Origin of the sequence: Nocardia sp. NPDC051750, assembly GCF_044453135.1 — a bacterium.
Taxonomy (GTDB): Bacteria; Actinomycetota; Actinomycetes; order Mycobacteriales; family Mycobacteriaceae; genus Nocardia.
This window is the reverse complement of sequence record NZ_JBITCK010000002.1, coordinates 1,028,129-1,050,648: the sequence shown is the minus strand read 5'-3', so window position 1 is coordinate 1,050,648 and position 22,520 is coordinate 1,028,129. Positions and strand designations below refer to the sequence as shown.

The window sequence follows — 22,520 nt, the reverse complement described above, 5'->3', positions numbered from 1 at the left end:
CCATGACAGCAGTCGCAGATCGTCCGCTCGGACCGGAATTGGCACGTACCCAGACCATCGAGCCCGGCACCGATGTCCTCGTCGTCGGTGTGGCCACCACCGACGACGGGCCCGTCCTGGTGCCCGAGGACCTCTTCGGCGATGTGCTCGATACCGACCTGCGCGCCCGGCTGCTCGATCAGGTGACCGCGGTCGGCGGCACCGGCAAGGCCGAACAGCTGATCCGTATTCCGGCCCCGGCCGGGCTGGACGATGTCGCCAGCGTGCTCGCCGTCGGGCTCGGCAACGCCGCGGAATTCGACGCCGAGCAGATCCGCCGCAGCGCCGGTGTCGCGGCCCGGTCGCTGACCGGAGTCACCCGTGCCGTCACCACCCTGTCCGGCCTGGATATCGGCGCCGCCGTGGAGGGTTTCTACCTGGGCGCCTACTCCTTCACCCCGTTCCGCTCCGCGAAATCCGCACCGAAACCGGAGGCCGCCCCCCTCGCCCGGGTGGAACTGCTCGTCCCCGAACCCGATTTCGGCGGTGACGCCCTGCTCCGAGCCCAGCTGACCGCCGAAGCCGTGGCCACGGCACGCGATTTCGTGAACACCCCGCCGAGCCACCTCTACCCGGCCGAATTCGCCCGCCGGGCCGAACTGCTCGCCGAGGGCGCCGGGCTCGAGGTCGAGGTGCTCGACGAGAAAGCGCTGGAAGCCGGTGGTTACGGCGGCGTGGTCGGCGTGGGCAAAGGATCCTCGCGGCCGCCGCGGCTGATCCGCCTCACCTACCGGGGCGGCGAGAAGAAGGTCGCGCTGGTCGGCAAGGGCATCACCTTCGACACCGGCGGTATCTCCATCAAACCGGCCGCGAACATGGAGAACATGACCTCGGATATGGCCGGGGCGGCGGCCGTGGTCGCGACGACTCTGCTCGCCGCGCGGCTGAGCCTGCCGGTCACCGTGATCGCGACCGTGCCGATGGCCGAGAACATGCCGTCGAGCACCGCCCAGCGCCCCGGCGATGTGCTGACCCAGTACGGCGGCACCACCATCGAGGTCACCAATACCGACGCCGAGGGCCGGCTCATCCTGGCGGATGCGATGGTCCGCGCCGGTGAGGACGGACCGGACTATCTGATCGACGTCGCCACCCTCACCGGTGCGCAGATGGTCGCGCTGGGCACCCGCACCCCGGGCGTGATGGGCACCGACGATTTCCGCGACCGGGTCGCCCGGATCTCCCGTGAGGTGGGCGAACACGGCTGGCCGATGCCGCTGCCCAAGGAACTGCGCGCCGATCTCGACTCCAAGGTCGCCGATATGGTCAACGCGACCTCGCACCGCTGGGGCGGGATGCTGGTGGCCGGCACCTACTTGAAGGAGTTCGTGCCCGAGGGCGTCCAGTGGGCGCATATCGATATCGCGGGTCCGGCGTACAACACCGGCGGGCCGTTCGGCTATATCGGCAAGGGCGGTACCGGTGTTCCGGTCCGCACGCTCATCGGGGTGCTCGAGGACATCGCCGCCGAGTAAACCCTGGTCCTCGGGTATCGATCCCGAGACCCGGCAGCACTGATCGGGCCGGGCGGTCGATTCCGCCCGGCCCGCTGGGCAATACCGTGCCGGTCCCGCGGCGATTCCGCCGGACCCGTCCGGTACCCGCGTCTCGGGTCCGGCAACGCCGAGCCCTACCGCCGCGGCACCGGCGCGACAGAGCCGGGTAACGCGTCGACGAGCCCGCTCCCGCGAGGACGCGCGCAGGCTCACTCCGCGCCGAGGTCGCGCTCGATCGCGCGTTTGCGTTCGATCCGCCGCCGCGCGTCGTAGTCGCGCATCCGCTGCGGATAACCGGTCCGGCCGACGTCGTACACCGGGATCCCGAGTTCGCGCGCGAGCCGGCGGGCGCCACGTTCGCCGACGATCCGGCGCGTCCATTCACCATCCGCGGCAATCAGCACCACCGTGACATCGGTCACAGTGGTCTTCGGTTCGACGAAACCTTCGACACCGGTATGCGTGCGCACCCACTCCGCCAGATACCCGGCCTCGGGCGAACGCCCACGAGAAACACCCCCTCGCCCAGCGGCGACGCGACGGAAACGGTCGATTAATCCCACCGGGCCCGACCTCCTCTTCTGCACCGAACCCGCCGTACAGGGCGGTGATTCCATGGTGCCGGATACCAGAATTCGATGCCCTCCGGTAACCGCGCGAGCCGGCGGGTGCAAGGATGGATCCCGGAACAACAACCACACGGATCTCCGGCGCCGCGCAGAATGAACGCCGGCTGGAGCACCGCCGCGACCCGCGGCGGGATCCTCCGGAACGAACTGTTGTAGACCCGTCGAGCAGTTAGAGGAGTCAACGGACATGGCCTTCTCCGTCCAGATGCCCGCTCTTGGTGAGAGCGTTACCGAGGGAACGGTGACACGGTGGCTGAAACAGGAAGGAGACACGGTCGAGGTCGACGAGCCGCTGCTCGAGGTCTCCACCGATAAGGTCGACACCGAGATCCCGTCCCCCGCGGCGGGTGTGTTGACGAAGATCGTCGCCAAGGAAGACGATGTCGTCGAGGTGGGCGGCGAACTGGGCGTAATCGGTGAGGCCGGCGAATCCGCCGCCCCGGCGCCCGCACCGGAACCGGCTGCCGCCGAACCCGAGCCCGCCCCCGCGCAGGAAGCCGCACCGGCCCAGGAGCCTGCTCCGGCCCCGCAGCCCGCTGCCGCTGCCGCGCCCGCGGCATCCTCCGGTACGCCGGTGAAGATGCCGGAACTGGGCGAATCGGTCACCGAGGGCACCGTGACCCGGTGGCTCAAGGCGGTCGGCGACGAGGTCGCGGTCGACGAACCGCTACTCGAGGTCTCCACCGACAAGGTCGATACCGAAATCCCCTCGCCCGTCGCAGGCACGCTCCTCGAGATCACCGCGAACGAAGACGATGTCGTGGAGGTCGGTGGCCAGCTGGGCGTGATCGGCTCCGGTGTCCCCGCGGCCGAATCCGCGCCTGCTCCGGCTCCCGCGCCCGCGCCTGCTCCGGCTCCCGCGCCTGCTCCGGCTCCCGCGCCTGCTCCGGCTCCGGCGCCCGCCGCCGCCCCGGCGCCCGCTCCGGCTCCCGCTCCCGCACCTGCCCCGGCGCCCGCCGCGCAGGCTCCCGCGCCGTCCACCGGTAACGGCGCCACCCCCTACGTGACCCCGCTGGTCCGGAAACTGGCCGACGAGAACGGCGTCGACCTGTCCACCGTCACCGGGTCCGGTGTCGGCGGACGCATCCGCAAGCAGGATGTCCTCGCCGCCGCCGACGCCAAGAAGGCGCCCGCCGCCCCGGCAGCTGCTCCGGCCGCGTCCGCTCCCGCCGCCAAGGCTCCGGCCGCGCCCGCCCCCAGCCCCGCGCTGGCGGCACTGCGCGGTACCACGCAGAAGGCCAGCCGGATCCGGCAGATCACCGCGACCAAGACCCTGGAATCGCTGCAGACCACCGCGCAGCTCACCCAGGTGCACGAGGCCGATGTCACCAAGATCGCCGCGCTGCGCAAGAAGGCCAAGGCCGAATTCGCCAAGCGTGAGGGCGTGAACCTGACCTACCTGCCGTTCTTCGCCAAGGCCGTGGTGGAAGCGCTCGGGACGCACCCGAACGTCAACGCCAGCTACAACGAGAGCACCAAGGAGATCACCTACCACGCGTCGGTGCACCTCGGGATCGCCGTGGACACCGAACAGGGCCTGCTCTCGCCGGTGATCCACAACGCCAGCGACCTGTCGCTCGCCGGTCTGGCCCGCGCCATCGCCGATATCGCCAACCGGGCCCGCACCGGCGGCCTGAAGCCGGACGAGCTGGCCGGTGGCACCTTCACCATCACCAATATCGGCAGCCAGGGTGCCCTGTTCGACACCCCGATCCTGATGCCGCAGCAGTCCGGGATGCTCGGGACCGGCGCCATCGTCAAGCGGCCGACCGTGGTCACCGACGAATCCGGTAGCGAATTCATCGGCGTCCGCTCGATGTGCTACCTGCCGTTGACCTACGATCACCGCCTCATCGACGGCGCGGATGCCGGACGGTTCCTCACCACCATCCGGCATCGCCTGGAAGAGGCGGCGTTCGAGGCCGATCTCGGCCTGTAAGGTCACGGTAATGCTGGTTGTGGTGGCCGGTTCGTCCGGACTGATCGGCTCTGCTCTCGTCGCGGCGTTGCGCCGCGACGGGAGTCAGGTGATCCGTTTGGTCCGGCGCCCGGCCGCCGCGCCCGACGAATACCGCTGGGATCCGGTCCGCGGTGAACTCGACCCCGCCGTGCTGGACGGCGCGGATGCCGTGGTCAACCTGTGCGGCGCCGGGATCGGCGACAAACGCTGGTCCGGCACGTACAAGCAGGAGCTCCGCGACAGCCGCCTGACACCCACCGATGTGCTGTCGACGGCCGTCGCGCGGGCCGGGGTGGCCACGCTGGTGAACGCCAGCGGTGTGCACTACTACGGCGATACCGGTGCCCGCGCGGTCGACGAAACCGGCCCGCCCGGTACCGGTTTCCTGCCCACCCTGTGCATCGACTGGGAAGCCGCCACGCACGCGGCCACCGACGCGGGCACCCGCACGGTGCTGTTGCGCAGCGGTGTGGTGCTGGCCGGAACCGGCGGGATGCTGCCGCAGCTGAAAGCCCTGTTCCTGCTGGGCTTGGGCGGCCGGCTCGGCAGCGGCCGGCAGTATCAGCCGTGGATCTCCCTCGACGACGAGGTCGGCGCGATCCGCCACGCACTCACCACACCGGCGGTGCGCGGCCCGCTCAATTCGGTGGGCCCGGCACCCGTCACCAATGCCGAGTTCACCCGCGCGCTCGGCCGCGCACTGCACCGCCCGACCCCACTGCTGGTGCCGGGTTTCGCCTTGCGCCTGGCGATCGGCGAATTCGCCGACGAGGCGATTCTGCACAGCCCGCGCGCCCTGCCGGGTGTCCTGGAGGAGACCGGTTACGAATTCCGGCACCCCACCATCGGCGCCGCACTCACCGCCGCGGTGGGCCGATGACCCCCACCACCGCCACCCTTGTCCGCGACGCGCGGACCGCCGATCTGCCCGCGATCCTGGAGATCCACAACCGGGCGATCGCCGAAACCACCGCCATCTGGGACGACGAACCCGTCGATCTCGGCGACCGGCAGGCCTGGTTCGACAACCGCACCGCGCACGGCCGCCCGGTGCTGGTGGCCGAGGTCGACGGGGAACTCGCCGGGTACGCCAGCTACGGCCCGTGGCGGCCCAAATCCGGATACCGGCACACCGCCGAGAACTCGATCTACATCGCCGACCGCTTCCAGCGGCGCGGTATCGGCGCCACCCTGCTCGCCGAGCTCATCGCCCGCGCCCAGCGGGCCGGGGATATCCACGCCATGATCGCGGTCATCGAATCGAGGAACACCGCCTCCATTGCGCTGCACGAACGGTTCGGTTTCCGCACCGTCGGAACGCTGCCCGAGGTGGGCCGCAAATTCGGCCGCTGGATGGATCTGACGCTGATGCAGCTCACATTGGAGATGGGCGTAACGTCGTGATCGTGAACAACACCCGCACCGCGACCCGGTCGGCACGCTACGACAGCACCCCCGTCGACGTGCGTGACCTGGGCCTCATCGAGTACCAGCAGGCGTGGGACCTGCAACGGGAACTCGCCGCCGAACGCGCCGACGGCCGGGGCACCGATACCCTGCTGCTGCTGGAACATCCGTCCGTCTACACCGCTGGCCGCCGCACCGAAGAGGCCGACCGGCCGCACGACGGCAGTTCCGTGATCGATGTGGACCGCGGCGGCAAGATCACCTGGCACGGCCCGGGACAGCTGGTGGGCTACCCGATCATCCGGCTGGCCGAACCGCTCGATGTGGTCGATTACGTCCGGCGCCTGGAACAGGCCCTCATCCAGGTGGTCACCGATCTCGGGGTCGACTGCGGGCGGGTACCCGGGCGTTCCGGGGTGTGGCTCGCCGCGTCCGGGCTCCTGCCCGAGCGCAAAATCGCGTCCATCGGGATCCGGGTGCAGCGTGGGGTCACCCTGCACGGTGTTTCGCTGAACTGCGATCCCGATCTGGGTGCGTTCGGCGCCATCATTCCCTGCGGGATCCGCGATGTGGGTTCCACCAGCCTGAGTCAGGAACTCGGCCGCGCCGTCGCCGTCGCCGAGGCCCGGCCGCGGCTCGCCGACGCCATCCCGGCCGCGCTCAACGGTGAGCTTCCGGTCACCGAGCACGATATTCCGCAGGCCGCCACCCCGGCCGTCGCGGAGCACGCCGCCGCTACCGTGGCACGCGATTCGAAAGGTCCGACCGCATGACCTCCGCCCAAGCCCCCGCCGGCCGCAAACTGCTGCGGATCGAGGCCCGCAACGCCGAAACCCCGATCGAACGCAAACCCGGCTGGATCCGCACCCGCGCCACCATGGGCCCCGAGTACACCGAACTCAAGGGCCTGGTGAAACGCGAGGGCCTGCACACGGTGTGCGAGGAAGCGGGCTGCCCGAATATCTTCGAATGCTGGGAAGATCGCGAGGCCACCTTCCTGATCGGCGGCGAACAGTGCACCCGCCGCTGCGATTTCTGCCAGATCGACACCGGTAAACCGTCCCCGCTGGATCGTGACGAACCCCGCCGGGTCGCCGAAAGCGTCCAGGCCATGGGCCTGCGCTACTCCACCATCACCGGTGTCGCCCGCGACGACCTCGACGACGGCGGCGCCTGGCTGTACGCCGAAACCGTGCGCGCCATCAAGAAACTCAACCCGAACACCGGTGTCGAACTGCTCATCCCGGATTTCAACGCGAAACCGGACCAGCTCGCCGAGGTGTTCTCCACCCGCCCCGAGGTGCTGGCACACAACCTGGAAACGGTCCCCCGGGTCTTCAAGCGGATCCGACCCGCCTTCCGCTACGAACGGTCCCTCGAGGTGCTCACCGCCGCCCGCGCCGACGGCCTGGTCACCAAGTCCAACCTGATCCTCGGAATGGGCGAGACCCCCGACGAGGTCACCCAGGCCATGCGCGACCTGCACGAGGCGGGCTGCGATATCCTCACCATCACCCAGTACCTGCGCCCCTCGCCGCGCCACCACCCGGTCGACCGCTGGGTGAAACCCGAAGAGTTCGTGGAACATTCGAAGGTCGCCGAGGAAATCGGTTTCGCCGGTGTGATGGCGGGCCCCCTGGTCCGTTCCTCCTACCGCGCCGGCCGCCTCTACGCCCAGGCGATGGCCCATCACGGCCGGCCGATCCCGGAGACCATGGCGCACCTCGCCGCGGAAGGCACCGCTTCTCAAGAAGCGAGCGCTGTCCTGGAACGGTTCGGGTCGCGGAGCTAGCGCACATCTCCGCACTCGGGTCTCCCGATCAGCGCACTCTGGACAACTCCCCCCGATTCACCCGAAACGCCGGAATCACGGCCCGGGACCGATCGGGCCGATGAATCGGGCGGCGCGAATCGGTCGGCATAGGTGAGCCCACCGAACAGGAGTGCACCCATGGTCATCGTCGCCGGATATCTGCTCGTCGCACCGGAAGGCCGGGATGCCTATCTCGTCGGCTGTGTCGACGTGGTCGAACAGGCCAGGTCCTCACCCGGCTGTCTCGATTTCGCGATCAGTGCGGATCTCACCGACCCGGCCCGGATCAATATCTTCGAGCGCTGGGAAACCCAGGAGGCGGCGGAGTCCTTTCGCGGTGCCGGTACCGGTGAGGAACAGAATGCGGCAATCCTCGGCGCGACAGTGGCGGAGTACGCGATCGCCGAGGTCCGCCCCCTCATCTGAGCGCGCATGATGCTGCAGCTGCCATGGAGCGGGAGCGGTGGGCAGTTTTGCATAGGTGTCCCGGCCGGTCCGATCCCGGACGTAGCGCAGTTGCTGCCCGAATTATCCCGCCCAGGGCCGAGCCTCTCTGGCAGTTCCTCGGCAGATCCACGATCACTTTGCCGGCAGATCCACAACGGGACTTTCGGCAAGTCCACAACGGTGGCGTAGCCGAGTCGGACCTCCGCCGTCGTGACTAGCTCGCACTCACAACCCGCGGAGGCTATCCGTAGCCCATCCGCGATGGCCCCGATCGTGTTTCAGCAGTCGGTGTGAACGAAAACCCTGCGCTTGTCTCCACCGCCGTCGTGAATGACGACGTATCGACGTGGGTCCCGGTCGCCGTCCACGGAGTGTTCGTTTCCCACGTCGGTCGAGAGCAAATCGGCCATTCCCGTTGCCTCCCAGTGGGACCGCCAGTACCGAGGAACCCCGGGATCGAAACGAACGAATTCCGAGAGTCGAGTGAACTCACCGACCGTCTGAGCAGGAATGTCGACGACTACCTCGGAATCCGATTCGCGGAAGCGGCTGTCGTGGTGCGACCATACGACTTCGACCTGGTCGGGGAACACGACGCCAGCGCACGAAACGAAGCCACGAGCGTCTTCTTCCTCGGTCGAGCAGCCCGTAGCGGCTACCGCCGTCACGCACGCCGAAAGAGCAGCACCGGCGGCGCGGATCAGCCTACCCCTCACAGATCCCCGACCCACCTCTCGAGTCGTGGAGCCTCACCGTGAACACGAAAACTTCTGGCCCATCCAACTTCTTCGAGTATCCGCATGTCATTGTTGACACCGTCTTTTATATTCAGATCGTATGACTTCTGATCCAGCAGGTCGAAGTTGTAGTACTCGTAGATGTAGATCCGGTAGATGATTTCCGCCCGAAGCCGACCGTCCTCCATGTACAGGGTGGTGTCGCTTCCGAGACCTACATCGTAATGCCCTACCGCGAGGCCGATATCCCCCTCCTCTTGAGGCGCCCCCATCCATGCCGTGGTGATGTCCTGCGTGACACCGGTTCGAGGATCGAGCCGCGCCTGCTCCTTGATGGTATCCACACACTTGGCGACTTGTTCTCTCGCTCCGGCGGTAGCGATCATCCGCTCGACGTTGGATGGACTGATCTGGTAGACGAAGTCCGGCCCGTTATTATCGAGATATGCCTTGAATATATCGTCCGCGAATTTGTATCCCTTGATTGTGAAATAGGTCTTGGTGATTGTGGTAGACCTGGCAAGCCTGGAACTCTGTTCATCGCTCACGGTACCGCTCTTCGAGCCGTATACCGCGCGATCCGCTGGGAGTTCGCGATCAGGTGGCCGATGCAATGGAGCCCTCCCACCAGGTGTTGCCGTTGTATCCGTAGCGGTGTGTGCCGAGGTCGACGGTGGCCTTGTCGGGGAGGTCGAATTCGGTGGCGTTGTATGTCGGTGCGGTTTGTCCCGGGCGGTAGGCCAGCGCCCGGTTGATGCGGTCGATGAGGGTGGTCACCGTGTTCTTTCCGGATTCGGCTGTGGATTTCAGGTTGTCGATCGCGGTGCTGATCTCCGATCGAGTCGGCTCGTCGATCGGTTCGTCGACGAGGCTTGCCCATGTGGCCAGGGGCAGAGTCATATCGAGTAACGTCATGGGGGCGATTACGGCGGCGGCGAGGGCGACAGCCTGGTTGTAGACGTGGCGTTCGAGCGCGAGGCCGCCGTTCTCGACTATTTTCGCGACGATGTCGAGGTCGACGCCGCGGGTATCGACCGCCTGGGAGAGCTGGGTCACAGCAGTTCCGAAGGCACTGGCGGAATCGCCGGTCCAGCCCAGCTGCAACCATGCGGTGCCGTTGGCCAGATTCTGTGAAGTGACGAAATCGTTGATACCGAGTGATCGGATTCGTTTTCCGATGCCCTGCAACGCTTCCCAATCGCCGACCAGTGGGCTCAGGTAATCCGCGGCGGGCTTCATCCCGATCGCTTCACCCAATATCTCGTCATAGGCCCTGATGGCTTCGATCATGCCGGTTACCGTCCGCCCGACGGTGTACGGTGGCTCGGCCTCCTCGGTGAGGTTCGGCAGGGTCAATCCGGTGAATCGGCTGACTCCACCGTCCGAGCCTGTCACCTCGGTGCCTACGGCGCCGGCGAGCGACTGACCGGTGCCTGCGAGGGTCTCGGCCGTCGACCCATCCGCGGCCCGGTACCCGGCGGCATTGTCGGCCAGGGTGGTCGAATACGTGTCGAGGGTGACCCGGTCCTGCCCGCACAGGCCGGTGAACGCGGTCTGGAAGTCGGTCAGGGTGGGGGTCACAGTGGCCAGCAGGCCCGAGGTTCCAGCGGGCAATGCGAGTCCGGCGAGCATGCGTGTGCTGTTGGTCGAGAAGGCAGTGCCCAGGTCAGCGAGGTCGAGCCGAAAGCCTGCAAGGGCGGATAGGTCGACTTTCACGTCAGACATCGAATGCCCCCTCAGATACCGCGTGCACGCACAGAACCCAGATAATCACATGAAAGAGCAAGCAGCGCAATAGAGTTGACCGCGTCCCAAGGTGGATCACGTCGTCGTAAAGATCAAGATCGTTGGCCGCAGGGGCGAGGTCGCGTGTGACCGGGCGGAAAGGATCGTGCTCGGAGGGGACTGCGTCTCGGATCCGGCGGTGCTGTGTGCCGAGGCGGGTGTCTTCATGGCGCCGGCGGGGAACCCGTGACGAGGGTGCCCGATCGGCCCGGGTGTCCGCGCCAGGGCCTCCCGGGCCTCCGGGAGGCAGCCGTCGTCTCCCCTCCGCGATTCGACGAAGCCACGGGGAGCCTGCACGTAGGGCCGGAACACACCGATGGACCGGGAGCGGTGGGCAGTTCTGCATAGGCGTCCCGGGCCGGTCCGAGCGGCGACCGTGCCGGCAGAGTGCCGACCGGGACGCGGCCGGCTACAACCGTCGACTGGAGCGTGCCTCCTGCGCTGTCAGAAGTCGGCCGAGTAGTCCTGAGTGATCCAGCGGTCGGGTCGGATCGTGAACAGGACCGATTCCAGGCCGTCCATCTGCTCGGCGAACGCACGCCCGGCTTCGGGGCCGAGGTAACGAGTGGCGATGGCTTCCCGGATGTCCTGAGGCGAGGGGGTCGCGGCATCGACTACGGTGCCTTCGACTATGACGTACTGATAGGGCAGCTCTTCGCGTTGGACGACCAACGTCACCACGCCGGCTTCCCGGATCAGCCTGGCCTTGCGCCGGTTCGCGCCCGTATTGATCCGGATACCACCACCGGGTGTGTAGTCGTACCAGATCGGGACGGACGCAGGCGGACGGCCATCGGTCGCCGCGACCGACAGCACCGCAATATGCTTGTCCGCGAGGAATTTCTGGCGTTCGGCTTCCGTGAAGGATTTCGGCATACATGATGCAACCGCCGGACGAGCGGTCCGCTTCCCTGGCATGTGGCCACGAGCCGACCCCGGAAATGAACCCATGGACGGTCGGCCGTGAACACTGTGCTCGATGTTGTGTATTCCATGGTTCGAACGTCCTGTCGAGATCGATCCAGGAGCCGTTTCCCTGGCGAAAGATCCAGCGGACCGGAAAAGGCCGAGGCCGGAACGGTAGAACCGTTCCGGCCTCGGCCGCTGGTAGCGGGGACAGGATTTGAACCTGCGACCTCTGGGTTATGAGCCCAGCGAGCTACCGAGCTGCTCCACCCCGCGTTGCGTTAGCAACCGTAGCGCATGGGTAGCGTCGATCCAAATCGCGCTCCAACCGGGCGCCGCGGGCCCGACTCCGGCCGACAGACATGCGGATCGCCCATCAGAACTTGAGGCGTTGCAGCAGGGCCGGGATCTTCGACGCCGACATCAGGGCCTTGAACTGCCAGCTGTCGTCTCGCGGGAGGATCCCGCCGCGCTGGGTGACGTCGAAGGCGTCGTAGAGGGTTTCGCCTTCCTCCATGAGTCCGTCGGCGTTGAAGTGGTAGCGGTCGACCGCCGGGCACTGGATGAAGCGGCCGGTGCCGTACAGGACAGGTGCGCTGTCGTCGTAGGGGTAGAGCCGTAGCGGCCCGTCCCAGTGGCCGCTGCCGATGTAGCGGATGACGACCCGCACCTTTTCGTCGGGCGTGACATCGAGATAGACCTGGCCGGGCAGCGGGTCGTAGCGCCAGTCGGGGATCGCGTCGAAGAAGGCGAAGTTGTAGGTCACGAAGTCGTCGATACCGACGATGGTGCGGCCGAAGGTGGTGACGTCGGTGTAGCGGATATCCGGCGCGTAGAGCTCGTCGTTGAGACTCATATCCCGCGCCAGGAAACTCCACCAGTACTTCTTCGCCCACTCCATCAGCCAGGACAGGTCGAGGCCGAGTTTGCCGTAGTACTCCAGCTTCCGGTCGAATTGCACGAACCACTCCTGCGTGGTGGCCTGCAGTTCCGCCTCCGGGATCACCCGGATCGGCACGGCGCGATTACCGTCCAGGAATTCGGGAGCCGGCCGGGCGAGGCGGGGCCGGCGCAGCGCCTCCTGGAACTTTTCCTCACTGAACACAGCACCAGACCTTTCGCTGGGCGCGGTCCCGGCCGCACCCGGTGTCTACGTGAATCGTATGATTCATGTTGAAGCAGTTGATGTCAATGAAGGGCACCGACCGGGGAGAGGAGGAATCGATGGGCGCACCCAAGCTGTGGCGCGGCCGGACCCTCGACGACCGATCCGCGGAGCGCCGCGAACAGCTGGTGGACGTCGGGGTCGATCTGCTCGGCAGCGGCGGGTCGGCCGCGGTCACCATGCGGGCGGTGACCCGCCTGGCGAATCTGAGTCCCCGCTACTTCTACGAGAACTTCGACGATCGCCGAGCGCTCGTCATCGCCGTCTACGACCGGCTCGAAACCGAACTCCGCACCCGGCTGAGCGCGGTCGCCCCGGACACCGACCCGCAGGGCACCGTCCGCTCGGCGCTGGAGATCTGCGCCACCTATTTCGAAGAGGACCCCCGTCGCGCCCGCGTCCTGCTCCGCGAACCCCTCACCGACGACACCTTGCGCGAGCACAGCGCCGGCCGCCTGCCCCTCTTCCTCCGGACAGTGGTCCCCGCCCTGGGTGACGATATGGACGCGCTGCTCCCCAACAGCGAGGAAGCCCTGGTCATCAGCGCCACTGCACTGAGCGGGGCACTCGTCGCGCTCTACGTGGACTGGATCGACGGCCGTCTCCCGGTGCCGCGAGACCGTTTGGTCGATGCGGCGACCGAAATAGTGCTCTCACTCGCCCGAACCGGCACCCAGCCCCGACCGGGCGACCCGGAATCCGACATCGTCGAGCCGTAGGGTCGGATGGCTGCGCCGCCGGACCGACGCCCGGCAGCTCCAGTGTTCGTCGAACCAGCCGCCGCCACGCAGCACCCGGTACTCGCCGTAGACGGCCGGGTCGTAGACGTCCCAGCACCACTCCCAGACATTGCCGAGCATGTCGTACAGCCCCCACCCGTTGGGCCGCTTACCACCGACCGCATGCACGCGCTCCGCGGAATTGCCGCGATACCAAGCGATCTCGTCGAGCTCACCGTAGCGCGGACCCTCGGTTCCGGCCCGGCAGGCATACTCCCACTCGGCTTCGGTCGGCAGGCGATATCCGTCGCCGGGACCGATCGACACATCCTCCCCGACCCATCGATACACCGACTCCAGGCCCTCCTGCTCGGACAGTCGGTTACAGAATCGCACCGCGTCGTCCCACGACACACTGTCGACCGGCAGCGCTCCCTCGGCTTCTCCCCCGCCACCGGACCCGGTAACCGCCGCGTACTGCTGCCGGGTGACCGGCATGGCCGCGATCCGGTAGGCCGCCACCTCGACCGGCCAGCGCCGTTCCGTCCGGCGATCCGACAACTCGACGCGCCCCGGCCGGATATCCACCAGCTGAACCTCGGTACCCACCCGCCGTGTCTACCAGCAGCGTCGGCGGGCTGCCACGCTCGCCCGCTCGTTCACCGCGCGATGACCACCGGCCCACACCCGATCGGCACAACCGCCCGGGCAGTGCCGAGCCACCGGCCGGTGCGCCGTGCCGGGCACTGTCGGTATCGCCACCACAGAGGTGTGTCAGTAAGCAGCGGTGAACCGGATGCCGCGGTGCGCGGGCCGTTCGGCTTCGTCGAGCAGGACTACCGCCAGGTCTTCGTAGGACAGCGCCGAAACTCCGTGCCGATCGGTGACCAGCGCGTCCCGGCCCAGCCGATAGCGTCCGGTGCGGATTCCGGGATGCAGTTGTGCGGGCGGGCTGAAGTAGGTCCAGTCGCCGCGGACGGCGGCCCGGCATACCGCGAGCTGATCCGCGCAGGCGCGGGCGATATCGCGCAGGGATTGGGGGAATCCCGGTTCGTCCATCACCGTCACTCCGCCGGAGCCGGGCACGGTCAGCGTCGCCGCGCCGCCCACGAGCAACAATCGGGTCCCGGCGCGGGCCGCGCCCGCGATCAGGTTCGCGGTGGTGGCGATCAGTTCGCCCTCGCGTCCGGTGGCGGGCCGCGTCGCGCTGATCACGAGATCCTGTCCGTCGGTGAGATCTGCAACATCCTCGAGATCGGCGGCGTCACCGATCCGGACCTCCGCGGCACCGGGGATCTCGGCCGCCCGGGCCGGGCTGCGGAGTACCGCGGTGACCTGATGGCCGCGGTACAGGGCCTCGGCCAGCGTCCTGCTGCCGACCTGTCCGGCGGCGCCGAAAATGGTGATACGCATGGTTTTTCTCGCTTCGCAGTCGCTCATCGTTCGAAATACTGTTCAGGGCCGCGGTCCGGCGGCGGGCACCCGCGTCCGGCGCCGCAACGGGCGTGTAGACCGGGCCGGCACGCGCTCGGCGGCCCACAGCAGCAGCGTGGCCGTGGCCAGCGCGCCGCCGGCCGCGCTGACCCCGATCCACCCGCCCCAGGACCATGCGACGGCGGTGAGCGCCGATCCGGCCGCGCCGCCGAGGAAGAAGACCGTCATGAACGCCGAGTTCAACCGGTTGCGGAGTTCGGGGGCGAGTGCGTAGAGCATGTTCTGATTGCTGTTGAGCAGTGACTGCTGGCCCACGGTCAGGGCGATCGCACCGGCGATCAGCGCGAAGAGCGAGGTCCCGCCGGCAGCGAGCGCCACCCAGGCCACCACCAGCAGCGCCGCGCCCACCCCCGCGACGTGGTGCACATATCCGCGATCGGCCAACCGCCCGGCGACCGGTGTCGCGGCAGTGCCGGCGATACCGACCAGCCCGAACAGCCCGATGGTCGCCTCCGACCACTGATAACCCGAGCCCACCAGCAGGAACGTCACTCCGGTCCAGAACATGGTGAACGAGGCCATGGACAGCGCGCCGAGAGTTGCCCGCCGGCGCAACACCGGTTGTGTGCGGAAGAGCCCGGCAGTCGACCGGAGCAGCGCCGGATACGACATCCCCACCGGCGTGTGCAGTGTGGGCAGCGTCCGCCACAGCGCGACCGCGACCAGGGCCAGTACGGCCGCGCCGAACCAGTACACGGCGCGCCAGCCACCGAATTCGCTCAGCAGGCCCGCAACGGTCCGGGCCAGCAGGCTGCCGATCAGCAAACCACTCATCACCGTGCCGACCACCCGGCCCCGGCGCTCGGGATCGCTGAGCGCGACGGCGAAAGTCACCAGCACTTGTGCCGCGACCGACGTGAACGCGGCCAGCGCGGTACCGGCCAGGAGCACGACACCGCTGCCGGCGGTGCCGGATACCAGCAGGAAGACGGCCGTGGCGCCGAACAACGTCACCGCGAGCCGCCGTCGCTCGAACAGATCGGCCAAGGGCAGCAGCAGGATCAGGCCCAGCGCGTAACCCGCTTGGGCGGCGGTGACGATCAACGCGGCGGTACCGGTACTCAGGCCCAGATCGTGGCGTATGACGTCCAGCAGGGGTTGCGCAAAGTAGTTGCCCGCCACGATCAGGCCGGTCGCCACCGACATCAGCAGCAGGAGCCCGGGCGGTAGTCCGGAGCCGGATTCGGGAGTGTTGTCGCTGGGGAGCGGCCGGGCCGCGGTCACGGTCATGAATTCAACCTTGAGCGCCCGTGGTCGATGAGTCCAACACATGTTTGTCAGCGCAACAATCGTGATTCACGATAGATGGATGGAACTGCAGCAGATGCGGTATGTCATCGCCGTGGCGGAGACGAAGAACTTCACCCGCGCCGCCCAGCGCTGCCTGGTCGTCCAGTCGGCGCTCAGCCACCAGATCGCCCGGCTCGAAAAGGAACTCGGGGCGAAACTCTTCGAGCGAACCAGTCGCCGGGTCGAACTGACTCCGGCCGGCGCGGCGTTCCTGCCCGCGGCCCGCCAGGCCCTCGAGGCCGCCGAACGGGCGCGCGCCGAGGTCTCCGCCGCGGCCGGTGAGATCCGCGGCCGGCTCGCTATCGGGGCGATTCCCAGCGTCGGCGCGATCGATCTGCTGGGCACGCTGCGAGACTTCCGCACCCGCCATCCGCGGGTCCAGATCAGCCTGCAGATCGGGATGAGCGGCCACCTGGCGGACGATGTCCGGCACGGCACACTGGATATCGCCTTCCTGGGTCTACCGGCCGATACCGAACCGAGTGGCGTAGCGGCCGTGGAACTCGGCCGGGGCGAATTGGTCGCCCTGGTCTCCCCCGCGCATCCGCTGGCCGGTGAACGCGAGGTGGAACCGGGCCGCCTCGGCGAAGAACTGTTCGTCGATTTCCCCGCGGGCTCGGCCGGGCGGGCCCAATCGGACCGGGCGTTCACCGCCGCCGGAGTGCGGCGCGAGGTCGCGTTCGAAGTGGTCGCTGTGGACTATTTCGTCGAATTGATCCGGCAGAATCTGTGCATCGGTCTGCTACCGGCATCGATCGTCGCGGCATACCCCGACCTCCGGATCGTGACTCTCCGGAATCCGCCGCAGCGGGTGGAGTACGTGGTGTGGGGTCCGCGCAAACCCGGACCGGCCGCCGGGGCCTATCTGTCCGCCCTGGGGGTGGCGCTGTAGCGACAGCAGATTCGGGGCACCACGAACCCCCTCGCTAATGCGAGAGCACCGCCACCAGGAAGTTCGAATCCTCGGTGAAGGGGCGCAGATCCCAGGTCGACAGCAGCAGGTCCGTGTGCAGGCCCTGGTCGGTGGCGTCGGCGCGGAAATCGGCGAACTCGTAACCGCGGTCGGCACCGAAACCGACGACCACCCGGCCGTCCGGCGCCAGGTGCCGTTCGAATCCCGCGAGCACGGCCGCGCGGGTGGGCGGTGCCAGGAAGGTCATCACATTGCCGGCGCAGACGATGACATCGAAATCGGCGGCGATACCGCGCGCCGGCAAATCCAGTTCGGCCAGGTCGCCCACCAGCCACGCCGGACCGGGATAATCCGCTTCCGCGGCCGCGATCAGCACCGGGTCCACATCCACCCCGACCACCGAATGCCCCGAATTGTGCAGAAATCCGCCCAGCCGGCCGGGCCCACAGCCCGCGTCGAGCACCCGGCCCTGCCGGCCGAGCATCGCATCGATCAGCCGCGCCTCCCCGAAGATGTCCTGCCCGGCGGCGGCGAGGTCCCGGAACCGCTGCACGTACCACGCCGAATGCTCCGGATCGGCCGCGACGAGCTCTTCCCATTTGCTCGGAACCCGCCCCTCGGGGGTGTGGGCGTTCATCCGTCTCCTCCTCGGCTCGGACTCGGCACTACGCGATCGTCATCAAACGGTACGGCCCCGGGGGTCACCGCCGCGCCCGGGCACCTGCCCGGGCAGGCATCGGTGTCCTGGTGCACCGGTCGGGTGCCGTGGAGCCGCTGGGACCGGGGGCGGGTCGACGCGGCGCTGCCCGGCATCATCGACATCGTGTAGAACGCACCGGGTCTGCGCGCCGAGCGGATCGGCTGTTTCAGGACACCATGTCCGCCGGCGCCGGCCAGGTGTTGCATTCGAAATTCCGGTTGGTGCTGTAACCGTGTTCGTACCACCAGCCGTTGTGCTGCGGGTGCACGGTGAGTTCAGTTCGCCCTGGGTGGCGGCCACCACGATCCCGGGACTGGAGAACGGCAGGTTCCGCGCGCCGAGGTATTCAACCAGCGAACGGCGCGGGCGGCGCTCCCGGGCACCGAATCCGGGTATCCGGGACCACCCCCGGGCTCCGCCGGGCGGGCCCACTCAGCCCAGGTGTTTGCGCAGGACTTCCAGATGCGTGGGTTTGGCGTCGTTCAGCCGTGCCCGACCCTCGGATGTGAGTTTCAGGAAGTTCGCGCGCCGGTCGAAATCGCAGGCCGCCCGCTCCACCAGGCCCGCCTTCTCCAGGCGGGTCACGGTGCGCGAGAGTGCGCTCTGGCTCAGGTACATCTCGGTCTCGATGTCCTTCATCTTGACCTTCTCCGTCTGCTCCTGGCCGCAGCGGCCGCCGAGGACCTGCAGAAGTTCGAATTCGCTGAGCCCGAGCTGATGCTGCGCCTGCAGAGCGCTCTCCAGTTCACAGGATGTGCCGTGGTAGAGGCGGAGAGTGTCGGACCACTTCGCGCAGACATCGTTGTCGGAGTCGTGGTACATGCCCCGAGATTATCATGTCAAGTCATTAAATGCCCACGCATTACATGCGTTGACATTTAATGCTCGTGCATTTAAGTTAGCCGACGTGACCCTGACTGCCACCACCTCGCAGATCCTCACCCCGCCCGCGGCCCCCGCCGCCGGCCGGTGGGCGCCCAAACTGTGGGCCATCCTGTTCGTCGCCGGCCTGGCGATGTTCCTCGACGCCCTCGACGTCTCCATGGTCGGCGTCGCCCTCCCGTCCATCGGCCAGGAACTCGGCCTCGACACCGCCGCACTGCAGTGGATCGTGAACGGCTACATCCTCGGCTACGGCGGCCTGCTGCTCCTCGGCGGACGAGCCGCCGACCTGCTCGGACGCCGGCAGGTCTTCCTGACCGCCCTGGTGGTCTTCGGTATCGCCTCACTGATCGGCGGGCTCGTCGACGAGGGCTGGCTGCTGATCGCGACCCGGATCGTCAAGGGCGTGGCCGCCGCGTTCACCGCCCCGGCCGCCCTCTCGATCATCACCACGACCTTCAAGGAGGGCCCCGACCGCAACCGCGCGCTGTCGATCTTCGCCGTCTTCGGCGCCACCGGGTACGCATCCGGGCTCATCGTGTCCGGCCTGCTCACCGGCATCGACTGGCGGCTGACCTTCTACCTGCCCGTGGTCGTTGTCGCCGGCGTCGTTTTCGCCGCCTACATCGTGGTGCCGCGCAACACCGAGAAAGAGGAGGGCCGTATCGATTTCGCCGGTGCCGCACTGCTCACCGGCGGTACGCTCGCCGCGATCTACACCATCGTCACCGCCCCGGAGACCGGCTTCACCGCCACCGTCATCGCGACCACCATCCTGGCCGTCGGCCTGCTCTCCGCGTTCTTCGTGGTCGAGAATCGGGTGAGTCACCCGCTGGTGCGCCTCAGCATCTTCAAGGTCAAGTCGATCGTGCGCGCGAACCTGGCCGCGCTGGCCATCTTCGGTTCCTACCTCAGCTTCCAGACCATCGTCTCGCTCTACCTGCAGAACACCCTGCACTGGGAGCCGTTGCAGATGGCACTGGCGATGGCGCCCACCGGCATCATCGTGGCGATCCTGTCCCCGGTCGCCGGGAAGCTCATCGACCGCTTCGGCACCACCCCGATGATCCTCGCCGCGCTCACCTCGTTCGTGGCCGGTTACGCCTGGTTCCTGACCCGCGGCGGCAACCCCGACCCGGCCTACGCGGTCGATTACCTGCCCGCGTTCCTGCTGCTCGGACTCGGCTTCGCCCTGGGCTTCTCGGCCGTGATGGTGCAGGCCACCGAAGGTATCGCCGACCATGAACAAGGACTGGCGTCCGGTCTCGTGCAGACCTCGTTCCAGATCGGCGGCGCGGTGGTCCTCGCCGTCGCCACCGGACTGATCAGCGGTGCCGCCACCGACGGAATCGCCGGTTACCAGCCCGGCCTGTACCTCGTCACCGGAGTCGCCGTGGTCGGCCTGCTGGCCTCCACCGCGGCGCTGATCGGCCGTCGGCAGGTGGTTGCCGAGATCGCGTAGCGCAGTGCAATAGCGCGTGGGGTCGCCGGATCGGCGGCCCCACGCGCGCATGTCCGGACCACGGTCGAAGCGGGCCGATCCGAACCCTCTCCGGAGGTCTCCGGTTTTCTCCGCGCGAGACCAAACCGGAGACCGCACCGGCGCGAATCTCCTCCGATGCAGTCCCGGATACCGATGGCCGACGCGGCATCCGGGAACGCCGGACAACCCGCGACCACGAGAGGGCCCCGACATTGAGAACACCGCGAACGACTCGTACGGCACCACTACGCTGGGCGCTGGCCGGCGCGCTGACCACGGCCTGCCTGGTCGGTTCGGGAAGTGCCGCGACCGCGGAACCCGGAGCCGCCGACGTGGTCTCGGTGGAACAACTGGCCGACGGCAGGCAGACGGTCTCGGTGTTCTCCCCCGCGATGAACAGGCCGATCCCGGTGCAGGTCCTGCGGGCCGCGGACACCTCGCGACCGCGCCCCACGATGTATCTGCTCAACGGCTCCGGCGGCGGCCCGAACGAGAGCGGATGGGATGTGCAAACCGACGCTGTGAACTTCCTGCGGGACAAGAACGTCAATGTCGTAACCCCCTACGGCGGAGCGAATTCCTACTACACCGACTGGGTCCGGGATGATGCCGTCCTGGGCCGCAACAAATGGCAGACCTTCCTCAACGAGGAACTGCCCCCGGTAATCGAAGGATTCCTGGGCGCCGACGGGAACCGGATGCTGGCCGGTGTCTCGATGAGCGGCACCTCGGTGCTCAACCTGGCCATCGCCAAACCGGGCTTCTGGAAGAGCGTGGCGTCCTACAGCGGTTGCGCGCAGACCTCGGACCCCGTGGGCCAGGAGTTCGTCCGGATCACCGTCGAGAATTGGGGCGGTGGGCAGAGCGTCGAGAATATGTGGGGCCCGCGCAACGGTCCGCTGTGGCGCGCCAACGATCCGCTGGTGAACGCCGAACGGCTGCGCGGAACCGCGATCTACCTGAGTACAGGCAGCGGCATTCCGGCCGCACCGCACGACACCCCGGCCGATAAGCGGGTCCAGGAAGGCCGGATACCGCTGCCGGTGCAGATCGCGTTCGGCGGGCCGATCGAGGCGGCTATCCGCTACTGCACGCTGAACCTCACGAATCGGCTGCGGGAGCTGAATATCCCGGTAACCCTGGACGATCGCCCGGTGGGAACACATTCCTGGGGCTATTGGGAGGACGATCTGCGCAGCTCCTGGCCTTTCCTGGCCGGGGCGGTGGGTGTCCCGGTGAATTGAGCCGTTCGTCCGGGGCAGGCGCAGCCCACAGAGCCGCCACCGAGACCTATCGTCAACTCAAGGTTGACGGTACCGCTTCCGTCAACTATTAGTTGACGGAAGCGGTGATGCCGGTACGCGCGTCACCGATACGGACCGACTCAGGAGTGGTAGCGGTGGCTGACGAAAACAGGGCGCGAACTGCGGCCGAGACAGGAAAGACACAGGTATTGGTCGTGGGCGCCGGTATCGCCGGGCTGGCCGCCGCGCTGCGGATGTCCCGGCAAGGCCGAGACGTCGTCGTGGTCGAACGAGCTCCGTCCCGGCGCAGCAGTGGCTACCTGGTCAACCTGCACGGACCCGGCTACGACGCCGCCGAACGGCTCGGCCTGCTCCCCGCCCTGACCCCGCACGATATCGGCTTCTTCACCTCGATCCTCGTCCACGCCGACGGCCGGGAGAAGTTCCGGCTCCCCGCCGCCGTCGCGCAGGCCGCCGTCGGGAACCGGGCACTGACCCTGTTCCGCGGCGACCTGGAATCCGCGCTCTACCACGCTGTGGCCGAGCACGCCGATATCCGGTTCGGCACCACCGTGCAGGCGCTCACCCAGAACGCGGACGCCGTCGACGCGACCCTCAGCGACGGCACCCATATCCGCGCCGAGCTCCTCATCGGCGCCGACGGCGTGCACTCCCGGATCCGTGAGCTCGTATTCGGTCCCGAATCCGGCTACCTGGTGGACCTGGGCCACATGGTCGGAGCGTTCCCGCTCGAATCCGCTCCCGAGCATGTTCCGGAGGGTGCCGGCACGACCTTCATCGGCCCGGGCCGCACGGCCGCGGTGATGAACCTGGGGCCGAAACGGTCCTCGGCGTTCTTCACCTACCGCTGCGCCGAGACGACAACCGAACTGTCCCACGGCCCCGCGCCCGCGCTCACCGAGGCGTTCGGGGATCTGGGCCGCGGCGTCGCCGAGGCCCTGCACCAGCTCGACGCCGACCCGGCGGGCGCCTACTTCGATTCGGTCGGTCAGATCGTCATGGATCGCTGGAGTGAGGGCCGCGTGGTTCTCCTCGGCGACGCGGCGTGGTGTGTCACCGTATTCGCGGGCTACGGCGCCGCCCTCGCCCTCGACGGCGCCGACCGCCTCGGCGAAGCCCTGGCCACCAAGGACGATATCCCCCGTGCACTCACCGCCTGGGAAGCATCGCTCCGGCCCGAAGTCGGCAAACGACAGACCCTGGCCCGCAAGGGAATGAGCCGATTCGCCCCGTCGACCCGCGCGCAGGTCCGGGCCGGCGAACTCATGCTCCGCGCCATCCAGCTGCCGGGTATCCGCACACTGGTCCAGCGCTCCATCCAACGCGCGAACAACTGAGCGCGGCACCCGGCGAGCAGACGGGGCCGACCGGTGGCGCGCGGATCGACGCG

At 67.9% G+C, this 22,520-nt stretch carries 22 protein-coding genes and 1 tRNA gene; 12 read left to right on the top strand and 11 right to left on the bottom strand.

Features of this window, described 5'->3' with window-relative positions; translation table 11 throughout:
* The first annotated feature begins 2 nt into the window (after positions 1-2).
* Entirely contained in the window at positions 3-1,514 is a 1,512-nt protein-coding gene (locus tag ACIA75_RS12290) for a leucyl aminopeptidase (RefSeq protein ID WP_397102931.1), read from the top strand.
* 230 nt (positions 1,515-1,744) lie between these two features.
* On the opposite strand, the gene ACIA75_RS12285 is transcribed toward ACIA75_RS12290, so the two are convergent.
* Positions 1,745-2,098, bottom strand: coding sequence for an oxidoreductase (locus ACIA75_RS12285; RefSeq protein ID WP_397102929.1), 354 nt, complete (start codon positions 2,096-2,098; stop codon positions 1,745-1,747).
* Positions 2,099-2,351: 253 nt separating this feature from the next.
* On the opposite strand from ACIA75_RS12285, the gene sucB reads away from it, so the two are divergent.
* The 6 genes from sucB (at position 2,352) to ACIA75_RS12255 (ending at position 7,770) form a co-directional block, all read left to right on the top strand.
* On the top strand, positions 2,352-4,103 hold the full coding sequence (gene sucB, locus ACIA75_RS12280; protein WP_397102927.1) for a 2-oxoglutarate dehydrogenase, E2 component, dihydrolipoamide succinyltransferase: 1,752 nt from the start codon (positions 2,352-2,354) through the stop codon (positions 4,101-4,103).
* Positions 4,104-4,113: 10 nt separating this feature from the next.
* The gene (locus ACIA75_RS12275) at positions 4,114-5,004 is read left to right on the top strand and encodes a TIGR01777 family oxidoreductase (protein WP_397102925.1); all 891 of its coding nucleotides are present in this window, start codon (positions 4,114-4,116) and stop codon (positions 5,002-5,004) included.
* On the top strand, positions 5,001-5,528 hold the full coding sequence (locus tag ACIA75_RS12270) for a GNAT family N-acetyltransferase (RefSeq protein ID WP_397102923.1): 528 nt from the start codon (positions 5,001-5,003) through the stop codon (positions 5,526-5,528). Before ACIA75_RS12275 ends, ACIA75_RS12270 begins: the two co-directional genes overlap by 4 nt.
* A gap of 2 nt (positions 5,529-5,530) precedes the next feature.
* Positions 5,531-6,304, top strand: a complete 774-nt coding sequence (lipB, locus tag ACIA75_RS12265; protein ID WP_397102920.1) for a lipoyl(octanoyl) transferase LipB — start codon at positions 5,531-5,533, stop codon at positions 6,302-6,304.
* A complete protein-coding gene (lipA, locus tag ACIA75_RS12260) occupies positions 6,301-7,323 on the top strand; it encodes a lipoyl synthase (protein WP_397102918.1) in 1,023 nt (340 codons plus the stop codon). Before lipB ends, lipA begins: the two co-directional genes overlap by 4 nt.
* A gap of 159 nt (positions 7,324-7,482) precedes the next feature.
* Complete coding sequence (locus tag ACIA75_RS12255; RefSeq protein WP_397102916.1) at positions 7,483-7,770, top strand: putative quinol monooxygenase; 288 nt, start codon at positions 7,483-7,485, stop codon at positions 7,768-7,770.
* Positions 7,771-8,503: 733 nt separating this feature from the next.
* On the opposite strand, the gene ACIA75_RS12250 is transcribed toward ACIA75_RS12255, so the two are convergent.
* The 5 genes from ACIA75_RS12250 to ACIA75_RS12230 all read right to left on the bottom strand — a co-directional run bounded on the left by ACIA75_RS12250 (position 8,504) and on the right by ACIA75_RS12230 (position 12,324).
* Positions 8,504-9,076: a hypothetical protein gene (locus ACIA75_RS12250; protein WP_397102914.1), complete on the bottom strand. Its 573-nt coding sequence runs from the start codon at positions 9,074-9,076 to the stop codon at positions 8,504-8,506.
* 49 nt (positions 9,077-9,125) lie between these two features.
* Positions 9,126-10,253, bottom strand: a complete 1,128-nt coding sequence (locus tag ACIA75_RS12245) for a hypothetical protein (protein WP_397102912.1) — start codon at positions 10,251-10,253, stop codon at positions 9,126-9,128.
* Positions 10,254-10,757: 504 nt separating this feature from the next.
* The gene (locus ACIA75_RS12240) at positions 10,758-11,189 is read right to left on the bottom strand and encodes a pyridoxamine 5'-phosphate oxidase family protein (protein ID WP_397102910.1); all 432 of its coding nucleotides are present in this window, start codon (positions 11,187-11,189) and stop codon (positions 10,758-10,760) included.
* Positions 11,190-11,418: 229 nt separating this feature from the next.
* Positions 11,419-11,495: transfer RNA gene (locus tag ACIA75_RS12235), tRNA-Met, on the bottom strand.
* A gap of 100 nt (positions 11,496-11,595) precedes the next feature.
* Positions 11,596-12,324, bottom strand: a complete 729-nt coding sequence (locus ACIA75_RS12230) for a nuclear transport factor 2 family protein (protein ID WP_397102908.1) — start codon at positions 12,322-12,324, stop codon at positions 11,596-11,598.
* 119 nt (positions 12,325-12,443) lie between these two features.
* Between ACIA75_RS12230 and ACIA75_RS12225 the strand changes: the two genes are divergently transcribed.
* Entirely contained in the window at positions 12,444-13,103 is a 660-nt protein-coding gene (locus ACIA75_RS12225; RefSeq protein ID WP_397102906.1) for a TetR/AcrR family transcriptional regulator, read from the top strand.
* On the opposite strand, the gene ACIA75_RS12220 is transcribed toward ACIA75_RS12225, so the two are convergent.
* The 3 genes from ACIA75_RS12220 to ACIA75_RS12210 all read right to left on the bottom strand — a co-directional run bounded on the left by ACIA75_RS12220 (position 13,038) and on the right by ACIA75_RS12210 (position 15,827).
* Positions 13,038-13,694 (bottom strand): formylglycine-generating enzyme family protein, encoded by a 657-nt coding sequence (locus ACIA75_RS12220; protein ID WP_397103464.1) that lies wholly within the window; start codon positions 13,692-13,694, stop codon positions 13,038-13,040. The genes ACIA75_RS12225 and ACIA75_RS12220 overlap by 66 nt on opposite strands.
* Before the next feature lie 183 nt (positions 13,695-13,877).
* The gene (locus ACIA75_RS12215; RefSeq protein ID WP_397102904.1) at positions 13,878-14,516 is read right to left on the bottom strand and encodes an NAD(P)-dependent oxidoreductase; all 639 of its coding nucleotides are present in this window, start codon (positions 14,514-14,516) and stop codon (positions 13,878-13,880) included.
* Positions 14,517-14,558: 42 nt separating this feature from the next.
* A complete protein-coding gene (locus ACIA75_RS12210) occupies positions 14,559-15,827 on the bottom strand; it encodes an MFS transporter (protein WP_397102901.1) in 1,269 nt (422 codons plus the stop codon).
* Positions 15,828-15,906: 79 nt separating this feature from the next.
* On the opposite strand from ACIA75_RS12210, the gene ACIA75_RS12205 reads away from it, so the two are divergent.
* Positions 15,907-16,779 carry a LysR family transcriptional regulator gene (locus ACIA75_RS12205; protein ID WP_397102899.1) on the top strand — a complete coding sequence of 291 codons (873 nt, stop codon included), beginning with the start codon at positions 15,907-15,909 and terminating at the stop codon, positions 16,777-16,779.
* Positions 16,780-16,813: 34 nt separating this feature from the next.
* Here ACIA75_RS12205 and ACIA75_RS12200 read toward each other — a convergent pair whose 3' ends face one another.
* Together ACIA75_RS12200 and ACIA75_RS12195 are read right to left on the bottom strand one after the other, a co-directional pair.
* Entirely contained in the window at positions 16,814-17,437 is a 624-nt protein-coding gene (locus tag ACIA75_RS12200) for a class I SAM-dependent methyltransferase (RefSeq protein ID WP_397102897.1), read from the bottom strand.
* 495 nt (positions 17,438-17,932) lie between these two features.
* On the bottom strand, positions 17,933-18,322 hold the full coding sequence (locus ACIA75_RS12195; protein WP_397102895.1) for a MarR family winged helix-turn-helix transcriptional regulator: 390 nt from the start codon (positions 18,320-18,322) through the stop codon (positions 17,933-17,935).
* 49 nt (positions 18,323-18,371) lie between these two features.
* Here ACIA75_RS12195 and ACIA75_RS12190 point away from each other — a divergent pair, with 49 nt between their 5' ends.
* The 3 genes from ACIA75_RS12190 to ACIA75_RS12180 all read left to right on the top strand — a co-directional run bounded on the left by ACIA75_RS12190 (position 18,372) and on the right by ACIA75_RS12180 (position 22,467).
* Entirely contained in the window at positions 18,372-19,844 is a 1,473-nt protein-coding gene (locus tag ACIA75_RS12190) for an MFS transporter (RefSeq protein ID WP_397103462.1), read from the top strand.
* A gap of 233 nt (positions 19,845-20,077) precedes the next feature.
* Positions 20,078-21,109: an alpha/beta hydrolase gene (locus ACIA75_RS12185; protein WP_397102893.1), complete on the top strand. Its 1,032-nt coding sequence runs from the start codon at positions 20,078-20,080 to the stop codon at positions 21,107-21,109.
* Between the two features lie 155 nt (positions 21,110-21,264).
* On the top strand, positions 21,265-22,467 hold the full coding sequence (locus ACIA75_RS12180; RefSeq protein WP_397102890.1) for an FAD-dependent oxidoreductase: 1,203 nt from the start codon (positions 21,265-21,267) through the stop codon (positions 22,465-22,467).
* The last annotated feature ends 53 nt before the right edge of the window (positions 22,468-22,520 follow it).

Bases quoted from the DNA above. Each gene is read 5' to 3' on its own strand.
- ACIA75_RS12290 (WP_397102931.1), top strand. From the start codon at position 3: ATGACAGCAGTCGCAGATCGTCCGCTCGGACCGGAATTGGCACGTACC.
- sucB (WP_397102927.1), top strand. From the start codon at position 2,352: ATGGCCTTCTCCGTCCAGATGCCCGCTCTTGGTGAGAGCGTTACCGAG.
- ACIA75_RS12275 (WP_397102925.1), top strand. From the start codon at position 4,114: ATGCTGGTTGTGGTGGCCGGTTCGTCCGGACTGATCGGCTCTGCTCTC.
- ACIA75_RS12270 (WP_397102923.1), top strand. From the start codon at position 5,001: ATGACCCCCACCACCGCCACCCTTGTCCGCGACGCGCGGACCGCCGAT.
- lipA (WP_397102918.1), top strand. From the start codon at position 6,301: ATGACCTCCGCCCAAGCCCCCGCCGGCCGCAAACTGCTGCGGATCGAG.
- ACIA75_RS12255 (WP_397102916.1), top strand. From the start codon at position 7,483: ATGGTCATCGTCGCCGGATATCTGCTCGTCGCACCGGAAGGCCGGGAT.
- ACIA75_RS12245 (WP_397102912.1), bottom strand. From the start codon at position 10,253: ATGTCTGACGTGAAAGTCGACCTATCCGCCCTTGCAGGCTTTCGGCTC.
- ACIA75_RS12240 (WP_397102910.1), bottom strand. From the start codon at position 11,189: ATGCCGAAATCCTTCACGGAAGCCGAACGCCAGAAATTCCTCGCGGAC.
- ACIA75_RS12225 (WP_397102906.1), top strand. From the start codon at position 12,444: ATGGGCGCACCCAAGCTGTGGCGCGGCCGGACCCTCGACGACCGATCC.
- ACIA75_RS12215 (WP_397102904.1), bottom strand. From the start codon at position 14,516: ATGCGTATCACCATTTTCGGCGCCGCCGGACAGGTCGGCAGCAGGACG.
- ACIA75_RS12210 (WP_397102901.1), bottom strand. From the start codon at position 15,827: ATGACCGTGACCGCGGCCCGGCCGCTCCCCAGCGACAACACTCCCGAA.
- ACIA75_RS12205 (WP_397102899.1), top strand. From the start codon at position 15,907: ATGGAACTGCAGCAGATGCGGTATGTCATCGCCGTGGCGGAGACGAAG.
- ACIA75_RS12200 (WP_397102897.1), bottom strand. From the start codon at position 17,437: ATGAACGCCCACACCCCCGAGGGGCGGGTTCCGAGCAAATGGGAAGAG.
- ACIA75_RS12195 (WP_397102895.1), bottom strand. From the start codon at position 18,322: ATGTACCACGACTCCGACAACGATGTCTGCGCGAAGTGGTCCGACACT.